This is a genomic window from Pseudomonas sp. AF32, from assembly GCF_022342325.2.
GTDB lineage: Bacteria > Pseudomonadota > Gammaproteobacteria > Pseudomonadales > Pseudomonadaceae > Aquipseudomonas > Aquipseudomonas uvaldensis.
In genome coordinates, this window is record NZ_RQJK02000023.1 from 33,068 (window position 1) to 49,234 (window position 16,167).

At 60.7% G+C, this 16,167-nt stretch carries 16 protein-coding genes; 12 read left to right on the plus strand and 4 right to left on the minus strand.

Features of this window, described 5'->3' with window-relative positions:
* Positions 1–21 precede the first annotated feature (21 nt).
* From acs to EGM97_RS20530, 4 genes are all read left to right on the plus strand, one after another.
* On the plus strand, positions 22–1,959 hold the full coding sequence (gene acs, locus EGM97_RS20515) for an acetate--CoA ligase (RefSeq protein WP_238964003.1): 1,938 nt from the start codon (positions 22–24) through the stop codon (positions 1,957–1,959).
* A 201-nt stretch (positions 1,960–2,160) separates the two neighbouring features.
* Positions 2,161–3,177: a class I SAM-dependent rRNA methyltransferase gene (locus EGM97_RS20520; RefSeq protein ID WP_238964001.1), complete on the plus strand. Its 1,017-nt coding sequence runs from the start codon at positions 2,161–2,163 to the stop codon at positions 3,175–3,177.
* 118 nt (positions 3,178–3,295) lie between these two features.
* Positions 3,296–6,226 (plus strand): DUF748 domain-containing protein, encoded by a 2,931-nt coding sequence (locus EGM97_RS20525; RefSeq protein WP_238963994.1) that lies wholly within the window; start codon positions 3,296–3,298, stop codon positions 6,224–6,226.
* Position 6,227: 1 nt separating this feature from the next.
* A complete protein-coding gene (locus EGM97_RS20530; RefSeq protein ID WP_238963992.1) occupies positions 6,228–6,524 on the plus strand; it encodes a DUF2845 domain-containing protein in 297 nt (98 codons plus the stop codon).
* Between the two features lie 308 nt (positions 6,525–6,832).
* On the opposite strand, the gene EGM97_RS20535 is transcribed toward EGM97_RS20530, so the two are convergent.
* Positions 6,833–7,189, minus strand: a complete 357-nt coding sequence (locus EGM97_RS20535) for a BON domain-containing protein (RefSeq protein WP_238963990.1) — start codon at positions 7,187–7,189, stop codon at positions 6,833–6,835.
* A 284-nt stretch (positions 7,190–7,473) separates the two neighbouring features.
* Positions 7,474–7,899, minus strand: coding sequence for a pilin (locus tag EGM97_RS20540; protein ID WP_238963989.1), 426 nt, complete (start codon positions 7,897–7,899; stop codon positions 7,474–7,476).
* Between the two features lie 223 nt (positions 7,900–8,122).
* On the opposite strand from EGM97_RS20540, the gene pilB reads away from it, so the two are divergent.
* Genes pilB through yacG form a run of 5 tightly spaced genes read left to right on the plus strand, consistent with a single transcriptional unit; the run spans position 8,123 to position 12,740 of the window.
* Positions 8,123–9,823, plus strand: coding sequence for a type IV-A pilus assembly ATPase PilB (pilB, locus tag EGM97_RS20545; RefSeq protein ID WP_238963987.1), 1,701 nt, complete (start codon positions 8,123–8,125; stop codon positions 9,821–9,823).
* 2 nt (positions 9,824–9,825) lie between these two features.
* Positions 9,826–11,043 carry a type II secretion system F family protein gene (locus EGM97_RS20550; protein WP_238963985.1) on the plus strand — a complete coding sequence of 406 codons (1,218 nt, stop codon included), beginning with the start codon at positions 9,826–9,828 and terminating at the stop codon, positions 11,041–11,043.
* A gap of 1 nt (position 11,044) precedes the next feature.
* Positions 11,045–11,914 (plus strand): prepilin peptidase, encoded by an 870-nt coding sequence (locus EGM97_RS20555; RefSeq protein ID WP_238963979.1) that lies wholly within the window; start codon positions 11,045–11,047, stop codon positions 11,912–11,914.
* A complete protein-coding gene (coaE, locus tag EGM97_RS20560; RefSeq protein ID WP_238963971.1) occupies positions 11,914–12,537 on the plus strand; it encodes a dephospho-CoA kinase in 624 nt (207 codons plus the stop codon). The genes EGM97_RS20555 and coaE overlap by 1 nt, the downstream gene beginning before the upstream one ends.
* Positions 12,534–12,740, plus strand: coding sequence for a DNA gyrase inhibitor YacG (gene yacG / locus EGM97_RS20565; RefSeq protein ID WP_238963969.1), 207 nt, complete (start codon positions 12,534–12,536; stop codon positions 12,738–12,740). Before coaE ends, yacG begins: the two co-directional genes overlap by 4 nt.
* Here yacG and EGM97_RS20570 read toward each other — a convergent pair.
* Together EGM97_RS20570 and EGM97_RS20575 are read right to left on the minus strand one after the other, a co-directional pair.
* Positions 12,737–12,952, minus strand: a complete 216-nt coding sequence (locus EGM97_RS20570) for a hypothetical protein (RefSeq protein WP_003185533.1) — start codon at positions 12,950–12,952, stop codon at positions 12,737–12,739. The two genes, yacG and EGM97_RS20570, sit on opposite strands and share 4 nt — an antisense overlap.
* Before the next feature lie 63 nt (positions 12,953–13,015).
* Positions 13,016–13,702 carry an energy-coupling factor ABC transporter permease gene (locus tag EGM97_RS20575; RefSeq protein ID WP_238963967.1) on the minus strand — a complete coding sequence of 229 codons (687 nt, stop codon included), beginning with the start codon at positions 13,700–13,702 and terminating at the stop codon, positions 13,016–13,018.
* Between the two features lie 126 nt (positions 13,703–13,828).
* Between EGM97_RS20575 and EGM97_RS20580 the strand changes: the two genes are divergently transcribed.
* The 3 genes from EGM97_RS20580 (at position 13,829) to EGM97_RS20590 (ending at position 16,094) form a co-directional block, all read left to right on the plus strand.
* Entirely contained in the window at positions 13,829–14,455 is a 627-nt protein-coding gene (locus tag EGM97_RS20580; RefSeq protein ID WP_024779575.1) for a DUF1780 domain-containing protein, read from the plus strand.
* Between the two features lie 68 nt (positions 14,456–14,523).
* Positions 14,524–14,697 (plus strand): DUF3094 family protein, encoded by a 174-nt coding sequence (locus tag EGM97_RS20585; protein WP_053153560.1) that lies wholly within the window; start codon positions 14,524–14,526, stop codon positions 14,695–14,697.
* A 98-nt stretch (positions 14,698–14,795) separates the two neighbouring features.
* Complete coding sequence (locus tag EGM97_RS20590) at positions 14,796–16,094, plus strand: NAD(P)/FAD-dependent oxidoreductase (RefSeq protein WP_238963965.1); 1,299 nt, start codon at positions 14,796–14,798, stop codon at positions 16,092–16,094.
* Positions 16,095–16,167: the final 73 nt, after the last annotated feature.

Genomic DNA, 16,167 nt, shown 5'->3' on the forward strand with positions numbered 1-16,167 from the left:
AAACAAGAATAAGGAACCGCCATGCTCGATATCAGCCAGTTCCCCCAAGCCGATGCCGTCCGCCGGGCTGCGCAACTGAGTCAGGACGAATACAAGCGGCTCTACAAGGAATCCATCGAACACCCCAGCACCTTCTGGGCCGAACAGGCCACCCGCTTCCTCGACTGGATAACGCCCTGGCAAACCGTCCAGCGCTATGACCTCAAGATCGGGGATGCCACCTGGTTCGCCGGGGGCAAGCTGAACGTCAGCGCCAATTGCATCGACCGTCATCTCGACAAACGCGCCGACCAGACGGCGATCATCTGGGAAGGCGACAACCCCGCCGAATCGGCGGAAATCTCTTACCGAAAACTCCACCATCATGTGTGCCGCCTGGCCAACGTGCTGAAAAGTCGCGGGGTAAAGAAAGGCGACCGGGTTTGCATCTACATGCCGATGATTCCGGAAGCGGCCTATGCGATGCTCGCTTGCTCTCGTATCGGCGCGGTGCATTCGGTGGTGTTCGGTGGCTTTTCGCCGGACTCGCTGCGCGATCGGATTCTCGATGCCGATTGCCGCACGGTGATCACCGCCGACGAAGGCGTGCGCGGAGGACGGTCCATACCGCTCAAGCGCAATGTCGACCAAGCGCTGGAAAACTGCCCCGACGTCAGTACCGTCCTGGTGGTCGAGCGCACCCAGGCCGAGATCAGTTGGGTCGAAGGCCGTGACCTCTGGTATCACCAGGCCATGCACGACGCCAGCGACAATTGCCCGCCCGAACCGATGGACGCCGAGGATCCGCTGTTCATCCTCTACACCTCCGGCAGCACCGGCAAACCCAAGGGCGTATTGCACACCACCGGTGGCTATCTGCTGCAGGCCGCAATGACCTTCAAGTACGTGCTGGACTACCGCGATAATGAAGTGTTCTGGTGCACCGCCGATGTCGGTTGGGTCACCGGCCACAGCTACATCGTCTACGGCCCGTTGGCCAACGGGGCCACCACGCTGATCTTCGAAGGTGTACCGAGCCATCCCGACAGCTCGCGCTTCTGGCGGGTGATCGACAAGCATCAGGTCAATATTTTTTACACCGCCCCCACCGCCCTGCGCGCGCTGATGCGCGAAGGCATCGAACCACTGCAGAAAACCTCCCGCAAGAGTCTGCGACTACTCGGCAGCGTCGGCGAGCCGATCAACCCGGAAGCCTGGGAATGGTATTTCAACAAGGTTGGCGAGCAACGCTGCCCGATTGTCGATACCTGGTGGCAGACCGAAACCGGCGGCATCATGCTCAGCCCGCTGGTGAGTCAGCAACAGCTCAAGCCAGGCTGCGCCACCCGGCCGATGTTCGGCGTACAACCGGTACTGCTGGATGAAGCGGGCAAGGAAATCAGCGGTCCCGGCAGTGGCGTACTGGCGATCAAATCCAGCTGGCCCGGGCAGATCCGTAGCGTCTACAGGGACCATCAACGCATGGTCGATACCTACTTCAAGCCCTACCCCGGCTATTATTTCACCGGCGACGGCGCCCGTCGCGACGAGGACGGCGATTACTGGATCACCGGGCGTATCGATGACGTGATCAACGTTTCCGGACATCGCATCGGTACCGCCGAGGTGGAAAGCGCCCTGGTGCTGCACGACAGCATCGCCGAGGCAGCGGTCGTTGGCTATCCCCATGACCTCAAGGGCCAGGGCATCTACGCCTTCGTCACGCCCATGAACGGGGTCGAGGCCAACGAGGAACTGAAGAAGGAACTGCTGGCCCACGTCAGCAAGGAAATCGGCAGTTTCGCCAAGCCGGAACTGATCCAATGGGCGCCGGCGCTGCCCAAGACCCGTTCGGGCAAGATCATGCGCCGGATCCTGCGCAAGATCGCCTGCAACGAACTGGACAGCCTCGGCGACACCTCGACCCTGGCCGACCCGAGTGTGGTGGAGGGGCTGATCGACAAGCGCTTGAATCGCTGACCCTGTGGCGAGGGGATTTATCCCCGCTGGGGTGCGAAGCGCCCCCATGCAAACCGCCTGACGCACCACGATGTCGGGTTTTGGGGCTGCTTCGCAGCCCAGCGGGGATAAATCCCCTCGCCACAGAATGTGCTCCTGCCAGGACCCGGATTTCCATAACTGCTAAACTCCCGCGCCTCATTTCTCTAAGGCGCGCTTGGCATGTCTTCCTTGAATCAGGCGCTGCGCGCCGCCCTCGACCAGCGTCATGACCTGCTCGGCCAGTTGCAACAGCAAGGCACCGATTGCTACCGGCTGTTCCATGGCAGCCAGGAAGGCGCACCGGGCCTGACCGTCGATCGCTACGGCCCGCAGCTGTTGGTGCAGAGTTTTCATGAGCCCCTGGAACGCGATGCCTTGTTGCACATGCACGGCATCGTCAACCAATACCTGGGCCTGGACACGCTGCTGGTCTACAACGACCGCTCCCGGGGCAATTCACGGATAGATCGCCAGGACGCCGTCTACCAGGCTGACGAGGCCGCCCTGCAGGACCTCGTCGGCCACGAATGGGGTCTGAATTATCGCGTTCGCGGGCGCCATGCCGGACAAGACCCGTTGCTGTTCCTGGATCTGCGCAACGCCCGTGGCTGGGTCAAGGCACACAGCCACAACAAAAGCGTGCTGAACCTGTTCGCCTACACCTGCGGTGTTGGCCTGAGCGCCGCGGCCGGTGGCGCGCGGGAGGTATGCAACCTTGACTTCGCCGAAGGCAACCTCGCCGTGGGTCGGGAAAACGGCCTGCTCAATCCGGATTTACCGCCCATGGAGTTCGTGCAATCCGATTACTTCCCGGCGATCCGCCAACTGGCTGGCCTGCCCATCAGTCAGCGACGCGGACAGAAATTGCCGAGCTATGTGCGCCTGGAACCTCGCCAGTACGATCTGGTACTGCTCGACCCACCGGCCTGGGCGAAGAGTGCTTTCGGTACCGTCGACCTGTTGCGTGACTACCAGAGTCTGCTCAAGCCGGCGCTGCTGACCACCGCTGATGATGGCGTGCTGATCTGTTGCAACAACCTGGCGAAAGTCTCCATGGAGAATTGGCGCGAACAGGTGCTGCGCTGCGCGAGCAAAGCCGGTCGACCGGTGCGGGAATGGAGCGTGCTGGCACCCGGCGACGATTTTCCTTCCAGGGACGCAAATCCACCGCTCAAGACACTGATCCTTCAGTTCTAAGCCAACCTCCGCAGGCCTACGGAAAAAACGGACAAATCCGATAAATCTCAGTGGTTTCGGAACCGTAAACGCATGCCATACTCCAAGGCACTCCGATTCACACCAGACGAAGCCACACATGTCCAAAGGATTGAAGCGCGCTTTCGCCGCACTGCTCATCGCACTGGCCCTCTACAGCCTGCTGGGATTTCTGATATTGCCGGGCATCGCCTTGCGGATCGCCAACCAGCAACTGGCCAGTCACGCCACGGTTCCGGCTCAGCTCCAGCGCATCGAACTCAATCCTTTCAGCCTTGAAGTCACCCTGTGGGGGCTGAATGTGGGCGAACCGGGCAAGGAGCAGGTCGGCTTCGAACGGCTGTACGCCAACCTGCAAGTCGATAGCCTGTGGTCCGGCGCCCTGCACCTGGCCGACATCGAGCTGGACAAGCCCAGGACCGAGATCGTGTTCGCCAAGGATGGGCAACTGAACCTTTTGGGCCTGTTCAAATTACCGCCCAGCGAGCCTGCTCCAGCGAACCCGGACGCCAAGCCGTTTCCCCTGCGGGTCGATAGGATCAAGCTCGCTACCGGATATGTGCATTTCCAGGACCTGCGCCCCAGCGAGCCCATCGAGTTCCTTTACGACGCGCTTGATTTCGAGCTGAAGAACCTCAGCACCCTGCCCGACGACAGCGCCGACATGACCCTGGTCGCCGCCGGTCCCGAAGGCGGGAAAATCGACTGGACCGGCAATTTCAGCCTTTCGCCAATCGCCTCCGAGGGCAAGCTCAAGGTCACCGATGGTCAGATGAAATTCTGGTGGCCCTATGTACGCGATGCGGTCCCCCTGGTGTTGGAAAACGGCATCGTCAACCTGAGCACCGACTACAAACTCAACCTGGCCAAGGGCACCGAACTGCTCTTGAGCAACGCTGCCGTCAGCGTCGCGCCCTTCGCCATCAAGTCTCCCGATGGTCGTCCGCTGGCCAGGCTCGAACGCCTGGATGTCAGCGAAACCACGGTGGACCTGGCCAAACAGCAAGTGCTGGTGGGCAAGGTCCGCAGCCAGAAACTGGAAACCTGGGCGGCCCGGGAGGCAGACGGTCAACTGGATTGGCAGAAACTGTTCGCCAGCCAGCCGGCCAAGCCCCAGGTCAAGGTGGAACCGGCATCGGCGCCGGCAGCCGCCGACTCACCCAAACCCGAACCCGCTCCGCCGAGCAAACCCTGGCAGGTCCTGTTGAAGGACGTGCAATTGCGCGACTACCAGGTGCACCTGGCCGATCGCCAGGCCCAACCCGCCGTGGCGCTGGACGTCGGCCCGCTGAACCTCGACCTGCAGAACTACGACACCCTCAACGGTTCGCCCTTTACCCTCAAGCTGGACACTGGCCTGGGTAAACAAGGCAAGATCCTGGCCGACGGCGAGGTCAACCTGAACCCGGTCACCGCCAGGCTCAAGGTCAAGACCCAGGACATCGACTTGCGCGTCGCCCAGGCCTATATCAATCCTTTCATTCGGCTGGAGCTACGCTCCGGGATGCTCGGCAGCGACCTGGCGGTAGACCTCAAGGGCACCGACCCGCTGGCATTCGCGGTCACCGGTCGCGCCCAGGTCGACCAGTTGCACACGCTCGATACCCTCAAGACCCGCGACTTCGTCAAATGGCAAAGCGTGGTCGTCGAGGGCATCAACTATCAGCATGGCGACAGTCTCTTCATCGACAAGGTCAACCTGTTCCAGCCCTACGCGCGCTTCATGATCAACGACGATCGCACCACCAACGTCGATGACCTGCTGATCCCGCAACCGCCCGACAGCGCGAAGAACACGGCGGCCAAACCAGCGTCCCAGGGGAAACCGCTGGGTATCCACATCGGTGCGATTGCCATCAATGACGGCTCCGCCAACTTCGCCGACTTCAGCCTGACGCCGAATTTCGCCACCGCCATCCAACAGCTCAACGGCCAGATCGGCACCATCGACAGCCGCCAGGCCAAACCGGCCAGCGTGGACGTCAAGGGCAAGGTCGATCGCTATGCCCCGGTCACCATCAAAGGTGCACTCAATCCGTTCGACCCCATGGCCAGCCTCGATATCGCCACCAGCTTCAAGCGGGTCGAGCTGACGACCCTGACGCCCTATTCCGGCAAATTTGCCGGGTACCGCATCCGCAAGGGCCGGCTCAATCTCGATTTGCATTACCGCATCACCCAGGGCCAGCTCCAGGCCGAGAACAAGGTGGTGGTCGAGCAATTGCAGTTGGGCGAAAAGGTCGACAGCCCGGACGCCGTCAGCCTGCCGTTGAAGCTGGCCGTTGCCCTGTTGAAGGATTCCGAAGGCAGGATTTCCATCGAGTTGCCCGTGTCCGGCAACCTCAACGATCCGCAGTTCAGCGTGATGCCGATCGTCTGGCAGACCCTGCGTAATCTCGTGGTGCGAGCGGCCCAGGCACCGTTCAAGCTCATTGGCGGGCTGGTGTCGGGAGGAGGGTCCGAAGACCTGGGCAGCGTGGCGTTCGCACCGGGCTCCAGCGAGCTGAGCAAGGAAAACGAAGGAGTGCTGCTCAAGCTGTCCGAAGCGCTCGGTAAACGTCCGGAACTGCGCCTGGAGATCGAAGGCACCGCCGCCGAGAGCAGCGACGGCCCATTGCTGGCCTCCCAGCGCCTGGAGCGTGAGTACCAGTACAACTACTACAAGATGCTGCAACGTCGGGGCGATAAAGTCCCGGCCAAGGCGTCGTTACTCGAAGTTCCGGAAGACGAAAAGGCTCCGCTGCTGGAAGGCATCTACCGCACCCGCCTCAAGACACAACCGCCGGCCGAATGGTCGCAACTGGATAAAAAAGCCCGCATCGAGAAACTGCGCGAAGGGGTCATCAAATTCTGGAGCGGCAGCGAGGTATTGCTGCGCGAACTGGGCCAGGAACGGGCGAGCAGCATCAAGGACTTCCTGGTGGACAAAGGCAAACTGGCCGACGACCGTGTCTATTTTATCGACGCCAGCCTCGGCCAGGCCGAAAGCGACGGGCGCGTGATCACTCCCATGCATCTGGATGCCGAATAAGATGAAACGCGCTTGCTGGCTCTACCTGGTTTTGTTGCTGGTTGCGAGTCAGGCACCGGCTGCCGACACGTTGCGCTGCGGCAGCCAGTTGATCAGCGTCGGTAACCGCTCCAGCGAAGTGCTGCAAAAATGCGGAGAACCGGCGGCTCGGGATGACCTGGGTTACAAGCGCAGTGTCAATCGACGGGAAGAATACCCGGTGGAAGAGTGGACCTATGGGCCCAACAGCGGCATGTACCAATACCTGCGCTTCGAGGGCAATCGACTGGTTCAGATCACCAGCAAGCGTGGGCGCTGAACCGCAACTGCTTCATGGCAAACAAGGTTGATGCCTGTTCCACCGCCATCGCGAGCAGGCTCGCTCCCACAGTGTCTTGTGTGCCCTCATTACGACAGTTCACCGCCAATCCCTTGTGGGAGCGAGCCTGCTCGCGATACTGGCGACCCGATCTCTGACCACTGAATAGAACAGGCCCCCGGCAAACGCCGGGGGCCTGTGGACGGCCACCTCCCTGTGGCCTTTCGCATGAACTCCAAAGCAACGGCAAACGTATGACTCGGCCCGTTTGCCGTGCCTTCTCCCGGTCCAGGCGAGAAGTCTTGGCGTTATTCGGCCTTCAGGCCATCAGCCGATACGGCTTGCACGCCTTTGATTTTCTTGGCAATCGCCACGGCGGTTTCCTTCTGTGCCTTCGTGACAGCGACATCCGACGACAGGGACACAACGCCTTTGTTGGTTTCGACCTTGATATCGGTGCCTGGAATGCCTTTTTCGGTGACCAGGTCCGCTTTGACCTTGGTGGTGATCCAGGTGTCTTTGGTTTCTTCCTTGGCTTTCGTAACTTCGCCAGCAGCCAGCATCATTGGAGCCTGCGTCGCTTGAACGTTCTGGGCAAATGCGGCGTTAGCCATGGTCAGGGTCAGTGCGGTAGCAGCAGCGGCAGTGATAGCGAACTTCTTCATACGAGTAACTCCTGTTTTTCTCAGAAACTGCCGGCTAATGCATTCCGGCAGGGCTGTCAGGAGTAGTGCGAAGGGTGTGCCAGTTTTTTCGTCTTAAGAAAATATATGTAAATCAATAAGTTAAGCGAAACGGCATTTTACGGAATCATGCAAAATGCATGACCTCTCGATTTTGTACATGCAACATGCGGGTTTCGGCCATGGCTTAAGCCACTGAATTGCAGAGCATTTTCCTAAACAAAAACCCCGCTAAAAGCGGGGCCGGTCAGATCAACCTTTATGCCTCAACTACCTGCAGCGGCGGCACCGGTGCAGCCCTTCGGAGCGTATTCCTGTTCAGCCGTGGTGGCACAGGTCCATACACCGGTGCCCGAACGACTCAGCGTAATCGTCTTGCCCACCACCGGGCCCGGCGCATTGAGGATGGTGCAGCCAATGGTGCCGACCCCTGTAGAGGCAACACCCGAGGCAGTGGTGGTGCAGTTACTGGTCGTTGCCGTCCCGCCAACAAGTTCGAGGGTCGGGTTGGTTCCCGAGTTGATCGTGTCCTCGAACGGCACTTTCAACGCGGTGATCTCCGCCAGGCCCGCCGTCACCTTGGCCCGCGCCTGGTATTTGGAATATTGCGGCAACGCAAAGGTCGCCAGGATGCCGATGATCGCCACGACGATCAGCAGCTCGATCAGGGTAAAGCCACTCTGCTTGTTCATAGATATCTCCATACATGAGGCGAAATCTCATGGTTGGGGCAGCCGTTGCAGGGCACATGCCAACCGTCCGGAGCCATGCCCACCGAGGGTTCAGGGCCGTAGAAGGCCTGCGCCCCACCCCAACAACCGCACTATCTGACATTTTTTGTCACCCCACCCCGCTGGTTTGGTGTTGATGCTTGACTAGGCTATAAGTCATGAACTGTCTGCGTCCGGGATCCCCATGAATGACATCGCTCTCAGCGGCCTGACCAAGCAACTGGTGCTGGCCGAACTGCTCACCGAACAAAGTGCGCAACAGGCGCACCAACAGGCCCAACGCACTCGCATGCCCCTGGTCAGTTATCTGGTGCAGAACAAACTGGTCCAGAGCCGCCAGGTTGCGGAGATCGCTTCAGAACACTTCGGCGTCGCCCTGCTGGATCTCAACAGCCTCGACAAGGAGGCCCAGCCTACGGGTCTGGTCAGCGAGAAACTGGTTCGCCAGCACCATGCGCTGCCGTTGTGGCGGCGAGGCAACAAACTGTTCGTGGGCATCTCCGACCCCACCAACCACCAGGCTATCAATGACATTCAGTTCAGTACCGGCCTGACCACCGAAGCCATCCTGGTGGAGGACGACAAACTCAGCGACGCCATCGAAAAGTTCTTCGAATCCAGTACCACAGGCCTGGAAGGCATGGGCGATGTAGACCTCGATGGCCTGGACATCGAGTCGGGCGATGACCACAAGCAGGACGCCATCGCCGGCCTGGACGCCGACGATGCGCCGGTGGTGCGCTTCGTCAACAAGATGCTGCTGGATGCGATCAAGGGCGGCTCTTCCGACCTGCATTTCGAGCCCTATGAAAAATCCTACCGTGTGCGGGTACGCACCGACGGCATGTTGCGCGAAGTCGCCCGTCCGCCGATCCAGCTGGCGACCCGCATCGCTGCGCGCCTGAAGGTCATGGCCAACCTGGATATTTCCGAACGGCGCAAGCCTCAGGACGGGCGGTTGAAAATGCGCTTGTCGAAAACCAAATCCATCGATTTCCGGGTCAACACCCTGCCCACGCTCTGGGGCGAAAAAGTGGTGATCCGGATTCTCGACCCCTCCAGTGCGCAGATGGGCATCGACGCCCTGGGCTACGAACCGGACCAGAAAGAGCTGTACCTGGCGGCCCTCAAACAACCGCAAGGTCTGATCCTGGTAACCGGGCCGACCGGCTCGGGCAAGACCGTCTCGCTCTACACGGGGTTGAATATCCTCAATACCGTGGACATCAACATTTCCACTGCCGAAGATCCGGTGGAAATCAATATGGAAGGGATCAACCAGGTCAACGTGAACCCACGCCAGGGCCTGGATTTCGCTCAGGCGCTGCGTTCGTTCCTGCGCCAGGACCCGGACGTGATCATGGTCGGTGAGATCCGTGACCTCGAAACAGCTGAAATCGCCATCAAGGCGGCCCAGACCGGGCACATGGTGTTGTCGACACTGCACACCAACAGCGCTGCCGAAACCTTGATCCGTTTGCAGAACATGGGCATTCCCGGCTTCAACATCGCCACGGCGGTCCACCTGATCATCGCCCAGCGACTGGCGCGCAAGCTGTGCAGCCATTGCAAGAAGGCCATCGAAATTCCCGAAGAGACATTGCTCAAGGAAGGTTTCCCCCGGGAACGCATCGGCTCGTTCACGATCTATGAGCCGGTCGGTTGCGAACAGTGCAACAACGGCTACAAGGGACGCGTGGGGATTTATGAAGTGGTCAAGAACACACCCGAGCTGCAACGGCTGATCATGGCCGAGGGCAACTCGCTGGAAATCGACCTGCAAATGCGCAAGGACGGCTTCAACGACCTGCGCGCCTCCGGGCTGCTCAAAGTGATGCAAGGAATGACCAGCCTCGAAGAAATCAACCGGGTCACCAAGGATTGAGCATGGCGGTCAAGGCAGTCAAAACCGATACCTATACGTGGGAAGGCAAGGACCGCAAGGGCACGAAGATGTCCGGCGAGCTGGCCGGCCAGAGCCCGGCCCTGGTCAAGGCACAATTGCGCAAGCAAGGCATCAACCCGGAAAAGGTGCGCAAGAAGTCCACCTCGATATTCGGCAAGGGCAAGCGCATCAAGCCGCTGGATATCGCTCTCTTCACCCGCCAGATGGCCACGATGCTCAAGGCCGGCGTGCCGTTGTTGCAGGCGTTCGACATCATTGGCGAAGGCTTCGACAACGCCAACATGCGCAAGCTGGTGGATGAGGTGAAACAGGAAGTCGCCGCCGGCAACAGCTTCGCCGCGTCGCTGCGCAAATGCCCGCAATATTTCGATGAGCTGTATTGCAACCTGGTGGACGCCGGTGAACAGGCCGGCGCACTGGACACGCTGCTGGACCGGGTTGCCACCTACAAGGAAAAGAGCGAGGCCCTCAAGGCCAAAATCAAGAAAGCCATGACATATCCGACGGCCGTCATCCTCGTCGCTGCGGTGGTCACGGGCATCCTGCTGGTCAAGGTCGTCCCGCAATTCGAGTCGGTGTTCGCCGGGTTCGGCGCCGAACTGCCGGCGTTCACGGTCATGGTCATCGGCCTCTCGGAGTTCATGCAGCAATGGTGGTGGCTGCTGCTGGGGGGCCTGGTGGGCGGCTTCTTCGGCGTGAAGTACGCGCTCAAGCGCTCCCAGGGGTTTCGTGACTGGCGCGATAAATGGCTGCTCAAGCTACCGCTGGTAGGTGCCCTGATGTACAAATCCGCGGTGGCCCGCTACGCCCGCACGCTGTCCACGACTTTCGCGGCCGGCGTGCCGCTGGTGGAAGCCCTGGACTCGGTTTCCGGCGCCACTGGCAACGTCGTGTTCAAGCGTGCGGTGCAGCGCATCCGCCAGGATGTCTCGACCGGCATGCAACTGAATTTCTCCATGCGCGCCTCGGGCATCTTTCCGAACCTGGCGATCCAGATGACTGCCATCGGCGAGGAATCCGGCGCGCTGGACGACATGCTCGACAAAGTGGCGAGCTTTTATGAGGCCGAAGTGGACAATCTGGTGGACAACCTCACCAGCCTGATGGAACCCTTCATCATGGTGATCCTGGGGGTGGTGGTCGGCGGCCTGGTGGTCGCGATGTACTTGCCCATCTTTCAACTCGGCTCTGCGATCTGACATGCCCCTGACCGAATTCTTCGTGCTGTATCCCTTGGCCTTTGTGCTGGCGGCACTACTGCTCGGGCTGATTGTCGGCAGCTTTCTCAACGTCCTGGTGTGGCGTCTGCCCAAGATGCTCAGCCGCGAGTGGCGGCTGCAAGCCCACGACTTGCTCGGCCTGCCCGCCGAAACGCCCGGCCCGGCCTACAACCTGGTGTTGCCTCACTCCCAATGCCCCCATTGCGGACACCGCATCCGGGCCTGGGAAAATATTCCGTTGCTGAGCTACCTGGCGCTGCGCGGGCGTTGTTCCAGCTGTGCAGCCCCCATTGGCAAGCGTTACCCATTGACCGAACTGGCCTGTGGCGCATTGTCGGCGTTTGTCGCCTGGCATTTCGGCTTCGGCTGGCAGGCCGCGATGGTGATGGTCCTGACCTGGGGCCTGCTGGGCATGAGCCTGATTGATGCCGAGCATCAATTGCTGCCCGATACGCTGGTACTGCCGTTGTTGTGGCTGGGCCTGATCGTCAACAGCTTCGGTGTATTCGTTTCGTTGAACGAGGCGATGTGGGGCGCCGTGGCCGGTTATCTGGTGCTGTGGTCGGTGTTCTGGGTATTCAAGCTGATCACCGGCAAAGAGGGCATGGGCTATGGGGATTTCAAACTGCTGGCGATGCTGGGGGCCTGGGGCGGCTGGCAAATCCTGCCTCTGACGTTGCTGTTGTCTTCCCTGGTGGGTGCCGTCGTCGGCATTGTCATGCTGCGCATGCGGGATGCGCCGACATCGACTCAGATTCCCTTCGGACCTTATCTGGCGATTGCCGGCTGGATTGCCTTGCTCTGGGGTGGTCAAATAACGGACTTTTATTGGCAGTCTGTCGGTTTCTAATGAACACCTCTTTGGAAAAACCCTGGATCCTCGGCCTGACCGGCGGCATCGGCAGTGGCAAAAGCGCGGCGGCGCAGCACTTCATCGACTTGGGTGTGCACGTCGTCGACGCCGATCACGCGGCACGCTGGGTCGTCGAGCCGGGGCGCCCGGCGCTGGCGGAAATCGCGAGGCATTTCGGCCCCGGCGTGTTGCAGGCCGGCGGCGCCCTCGACCGTGGAGCGCTGCGCACACTGATCTTTGAAAATGCCGAGCAACGGCGCTGGCTCGAAGCCTTGCTGCACCCGTTGATAGCCGATGAGATCGCGCACCACTTGGCCTTGGCACAATCGCCGTATGCGATTCTGGTATCGCCGCTGCTGATCGAGTCGGGACAATACGCCATGACCCAGCGCATCCTGGTGATCGATGCCCCGGAACAGCTGCAGATCGAACGCACCTTGCAGCGCGACCAGACCAGCGAACAGCAGGTCCAGGCCATCCTCAAGGCACAGTCCAGCCGCCAGGATCGCCTGAGCCATGCAGACGACGTGGTGGTCAACGACCGCGACCTCGCGTGGCTGCACGCCGAGGTCGAACGCCTGCATCACTTTTACCTTACCTTGCGTGGAGGCCAGTCATGAGCCAGACCCAAATCGTCAATTGCCCGACCTGCGGCGCACCTGTGGAATGGAGCCCGGAGAGCAAATTCCGACCGTTCTGTTCCGATCGCTGCAAACTGATCGACCTGGGCGCCTGGGCGTCGGAAGAACACAAAATCCCGGTCAGCCCGGATGCCGAGGATGAACTGTTCAGCGAGGACTTCAATCCTCGCTCGCACCACTAAGGTCGCATAAAACCGTAATCCTGTTCATCGTCGAGGTTCTCCGCCAGGAAACTCAACTCATCGGCCAGGTCTTCAACGCTGCGCACTGTCTTGCTCTGTTGCACGATTGCACTGAGCAAGGCGCGCAGGCTCAGGCCTGGATCGAAGCCGATCTCCATCGCCGCGTCGTGACTGCGCCTGATCTCTTGTCTCGCCCACTCATAAACACTCATGGCTGTGCTCCTGGAAATTTTCCAGAGCATGAAGCGCCGCTGCCTGCCCGGCCTTGATGTGAATCAAGGCTTGTCGTCATCCTTCCAGGGCGCCGACAGATAGCGCGTGCGGTTGAACGTCTCGAGCCATTCGGGACTGAATACCACCAGGGCGCTGACCACCATGCCGTTGATGAAGGCCTCGGGAAAAATGATCAGCCAGAGGTAGCCGACGAAATCGCCCAACCAGTACGGCATGGCGAATACCCCGTCGTACCACAGCAAGCCGAGCCCCAGCAGCAGGCACAGCAACGCCGACAGAGCAGCGGCAAGAAAACCTGAACAGAAGATGTACACGAACAGATTACGCGGCTGGGCACGCTCCACCAGGATTGCACAGCACTCGGTGACCCATACCGGCAACAGGACCAGCAACACGCCGTTGACACCCATCGCCGCCATGTCCTGGCGCCCCAACAGCACCAGCGCAAGCTGCGCAGAAAGCCCGCCGAGGATCGCCAGCGGCCAGTCCAGCAGCAGCGTGACCGCCGTCATGCCAATGAAGTGATACGAGACACCGGTCTCGAAGTCCCGTCGCACCAGCCACAACATGAACAGTGCCAGCACCGTGCCGAACAGCAGGTGCTGACGACGGCTGTCGGTGAACAGCTCGACCCACGGCGCCCGCCATACCGCCCAGGCCAGCACCGGTACATAAATCAGCCAACCAACCGTCAGTGTCTGTGGTGAGAGCAATTGAGCTCCGATCATGGACTACACCTTTCGCCTGCCCTGGCGTCATTTAAGAGTTCAATCCGGCAGTCTACACCCCACCTACCCCCCATTAATCAACGCAACGCTTTCAGCTTGTCGCAATTGAACGCTAAGCTTGGGTTCATGGATGACTCCGACTACTTACGCCTGCTGACCATCGCGGCCGAGCAAGCCAACGCTTTTCTCTCCAACGCCCGCAAATGGGAGCGTGAGCGTTGGGTCTGCCAGCGGCTGTTGCAGGGGCTGAACGTGCCCTATCGCGCCGATGAGTTCACCCCCGCGGGGGAGCCGCCGGACGTATTGTTCCGCGACGCGAACTTCGAGGTATTTTTCGTCCTCGACGAAGGTCGTCGCCTCAATGACGAATGGCGCGACGAACTGCAACGCCGCCGCAGTGCCTTTTCCCTCAGCCAATTGGTACGCCGCGAGGCCAAGCCCAGGCGGATTCCGGCCAATGAGTTCCTGTTGAGGCTGGCGCCGACCTTGCGCAAGAAAGCCCACAACTACACAGAACGGGGCATGGACCTGGGGGAACTGGACATCATCGCGTTTGCCAGTCTCAAGCGTGAAGTGCTGGACCTCAACAGCCACTTCCCGCCCCCAACCGAATACCTGCGCCAGGGCTGGCGCTCGCTGTCGTTGGTGGGGCCGACCTTCGCCCGGGTGCTGTTCGCCCATCCCGACGCGCCGGATTTCCTGCGGGGCAACCTGGGTCGCAGCATCGTGTTCGATGTCGGGATCAGTTTGTGAAGTCCCATGCCCGATTACATTGCCTGTAACGTCTGTACACTTCGTAACGTCTACCTGACGAGGCCTTTATGACGAGCCGCCTGAACCCCGAAGACCAGAAGCATGTCGAAGAGTACCTGCAACTGTCCCAGCACCGAGTTGAGCGCCGGCCTTTCCGGCCGTGGCTGCTCCTGGTGGTGGTACTGGCCGTGACCATCGGCCTGGGTCTGTTGAGCCGACTGATCAGTTACCTGACGCTATGAGCAGGTGTTGTGCCTCACAAACAGTATTTGTGAGGCACAACACCTTTTGCTCGCGAGGGTAACGGCACCGATTTCCTTTAGCCTTGCGAGATATCCCCATGACTCACCGTATCGTTATCGTTGGCGGCGGCGCCGGCGGCCTGGAGTTGGCTACCCGCCTGGGTAAGACCCTGGGCAAGCGCGGCACGGCCAGCGTGATGCTGGTCGACGCGAACCTGACCCACATCTGGAAACCACTGCTGCACGAAGTGGCCGCCGGCTCTCTCAACTCCTCCGAAGACGAACTCAATTACGTCGCCCAGGCGAAATGGAACCACTTCGAGTTCCAGCTTGGACGCATGAGCGCCCTGGACCGGGAACGCAAGCGCATCCAACTGGCCGCCACGTATGACGAGGCTGGCCTGGAACTGTTGCCGGCCCGGGAATTGAGCTACGACACCCTGGTGCTTGCAGTCGGCAGCACCACCAATGACTTCGGCACCGAGGGCGCGGCGCAGCACTGCCTGTTCCTCGATACCCGCAAGCAGGCCGAACGCTTCCACCAACAGCTACTCAACCATTACCTGCGTGCCCACGCCGGCCAGACCGACACCGAGGAGCGGATCAGCGTCGCCATCGTCGGTGCCGGGGCCACCGGCGTCGAACTGGCAGCCGAGTTGCACAACGCGGCCCATGAGCTGGCGGCCTATGGCCTGGACCGGATCAAGCCGGAAAACATGCACATCACCCTGATCGAGGCCGGGCCAAGGGTGCTGCCGGCATTGCCCGAGCGCATCGGCGGCCCGGTGCACAAGACCCTGGAAAAACTGGGGGTCAACGTGATGACCAATGCCGCCATCGGTCGGGTCACCGCCGACAGCCTGATCACCGTCGATGGCAAAGTGATCGACGCGAGCCTGAAAGTCTGGGCTGCCGGGATTCGCGCCCCGGAATTCCTCAAGGACATCGACGGACTGGAAACCAACCGGATCAATCAGCTGTTGGTACTGCCGACCCTGCAGACCACCCGCGACGAGAACATCTTCGCCTTCGGCGATTGCGCGGCCTGCCCGCAGCCGGGCTCCGACCGCAACGTACCACCCCGTGCCCAGGCCGCGCACCAGCAGGCCTCGCTGCTGGCCAAGTCCCTGAAACTGCGGATCGAAGGCAAGGCGCTGCCGCACTACAAGTACACCGATTACGGCTCGTTGATTTCCCTGTCACGGTTTTCGGCGGTGGGTAACCTGATGGGCAACCTCACCGGCAGCGTGATGCTCGAAGGTTGGCTGGCGCGGATGTTCTACGTGTCGCTGTACCGCATGCACCAGATGGCGCTATACGGCATGTTTCGCACGGCCATGCTGATGCTGGGCAGCAAGATCGGGCGCGGGACCGAGCCTCGGCTCAAGTTGCACTGAGCCTGACACGCCGCCATCGCGAGCAGGGCTCGCTCCCACAGGGATCGCATTCTTTTGAGGACACTCGATCAAC

Bases quoted from the DNA above. Each gene is read 5' to 3' on its own strand.
- acs (WP_238964003.1), top strand. From the start codon at position 22: ATGCTCGATATCAGCCAGTTCCCCCAAGCCGATGCCGTCCGCCGGGCT.
- EGM97_RS20520 (WP_238964001.1), top strand. From the start codon at position 2,161: ATGTCTTCCTTGAATCAGGCGCTGCGCGCCGCCCTCGACCAGCGTCAT.
- EGM97_RS20525 (WP_238963994.1), top strand. From the start codon at position 3,296: ATGTCCAAAGGATTGAAGCGCGCTTTCGCCGCACTGCTCATCGCACTG.
- EGM97_RS20530 (WP_238963992.1), top strand. From the start codon at position 6,228: ATGAAACGCGCTTGCTGGCTCTACCTGGTTTTGTTGCTGGTTGCGAGT.
- EGM97_RS20535 (WP_238963990.1), bottom strand. From the start codon at position 7,189: ATGAAGAAGTTCGCTATCACTGCCGCTGCTGCTACCGCACTGACCCTG.
- EGM97_RS20540 (WP_238963989.1), bottom strand. From the start codon at position 7,899: ATGAACAAGCAGAGTGGCTTTACCCTGATCGAGCTGCTGATCGTCGTG.
- pilB (WP_238963987.1), top strand. From the start codon at position 8,123: ATGAATGACATCGCTCTCAGCGGCCTGACCAAGCAACTGGTGCTGGCC.
- EGM97_RS20550 (WP_238963985.1), top strand. From the start codon at position 9,826: ATGGCGGTCAAGGCAGTCAAAACCGATACCTATACGTGGGAAGGCAAG.
- EGM97_RS20555 (WP_238963979.1), top strand. From the start codon at position 11,045: ATGCCCCTGACCGAATTCTTCGTGCTGTATCCCTTGGCCTTTGTGCTG.
- coaE (WP_238963971.1), top strand. From the start codon at position 11,914: ATGAACACCTCTTTGGAAAAACCCTGGATCCTCGGCCTGACCGGCGGC.
- yacG (WP_238963969.1), top strand. From the start codon at position 12,534: ATGAGCCAGACCCAAATCGTCAATTGCCCGACCTGCGGCGCACCTGTG.
- EGM97_RS20570 (WP_003185533.1), bottom strand. From the start codon at position 12,952: ATGAGTGTTTATGAGTGGGCGAGACAAGAGATCAGGCGCAGTCACGAC.
- EGM97_RS20575 (WP_238963967.1), bottom strand. From the start codon at position 13,702: ATGATCGGAGCTCAATTGCTCTCACCACAGACACTGACGGTTGGTTGG.
- EGM97_RS20580 (WP_024779575.1), top strand. From the start codon at position 13,829: ATGGATGACTCCGACTACTTACGCCTGCTGACCATCGCGGCCGAGCAA.
- EGM97_RS20585 (WP_053153560.1), top strand. From the start codon at position 14,524: ATGACGAGCCGCCTGAACCCCGAAGACCAGAAGCATGTCGAAGAGTAC.
- EGM97_RS20590 (WP_238963965.1), top strand. From the start codon at position 14,796: ATGACTCACCGTATCGTTATCGTTGGCGGCGGCGCCGGCGGCCTGGAG.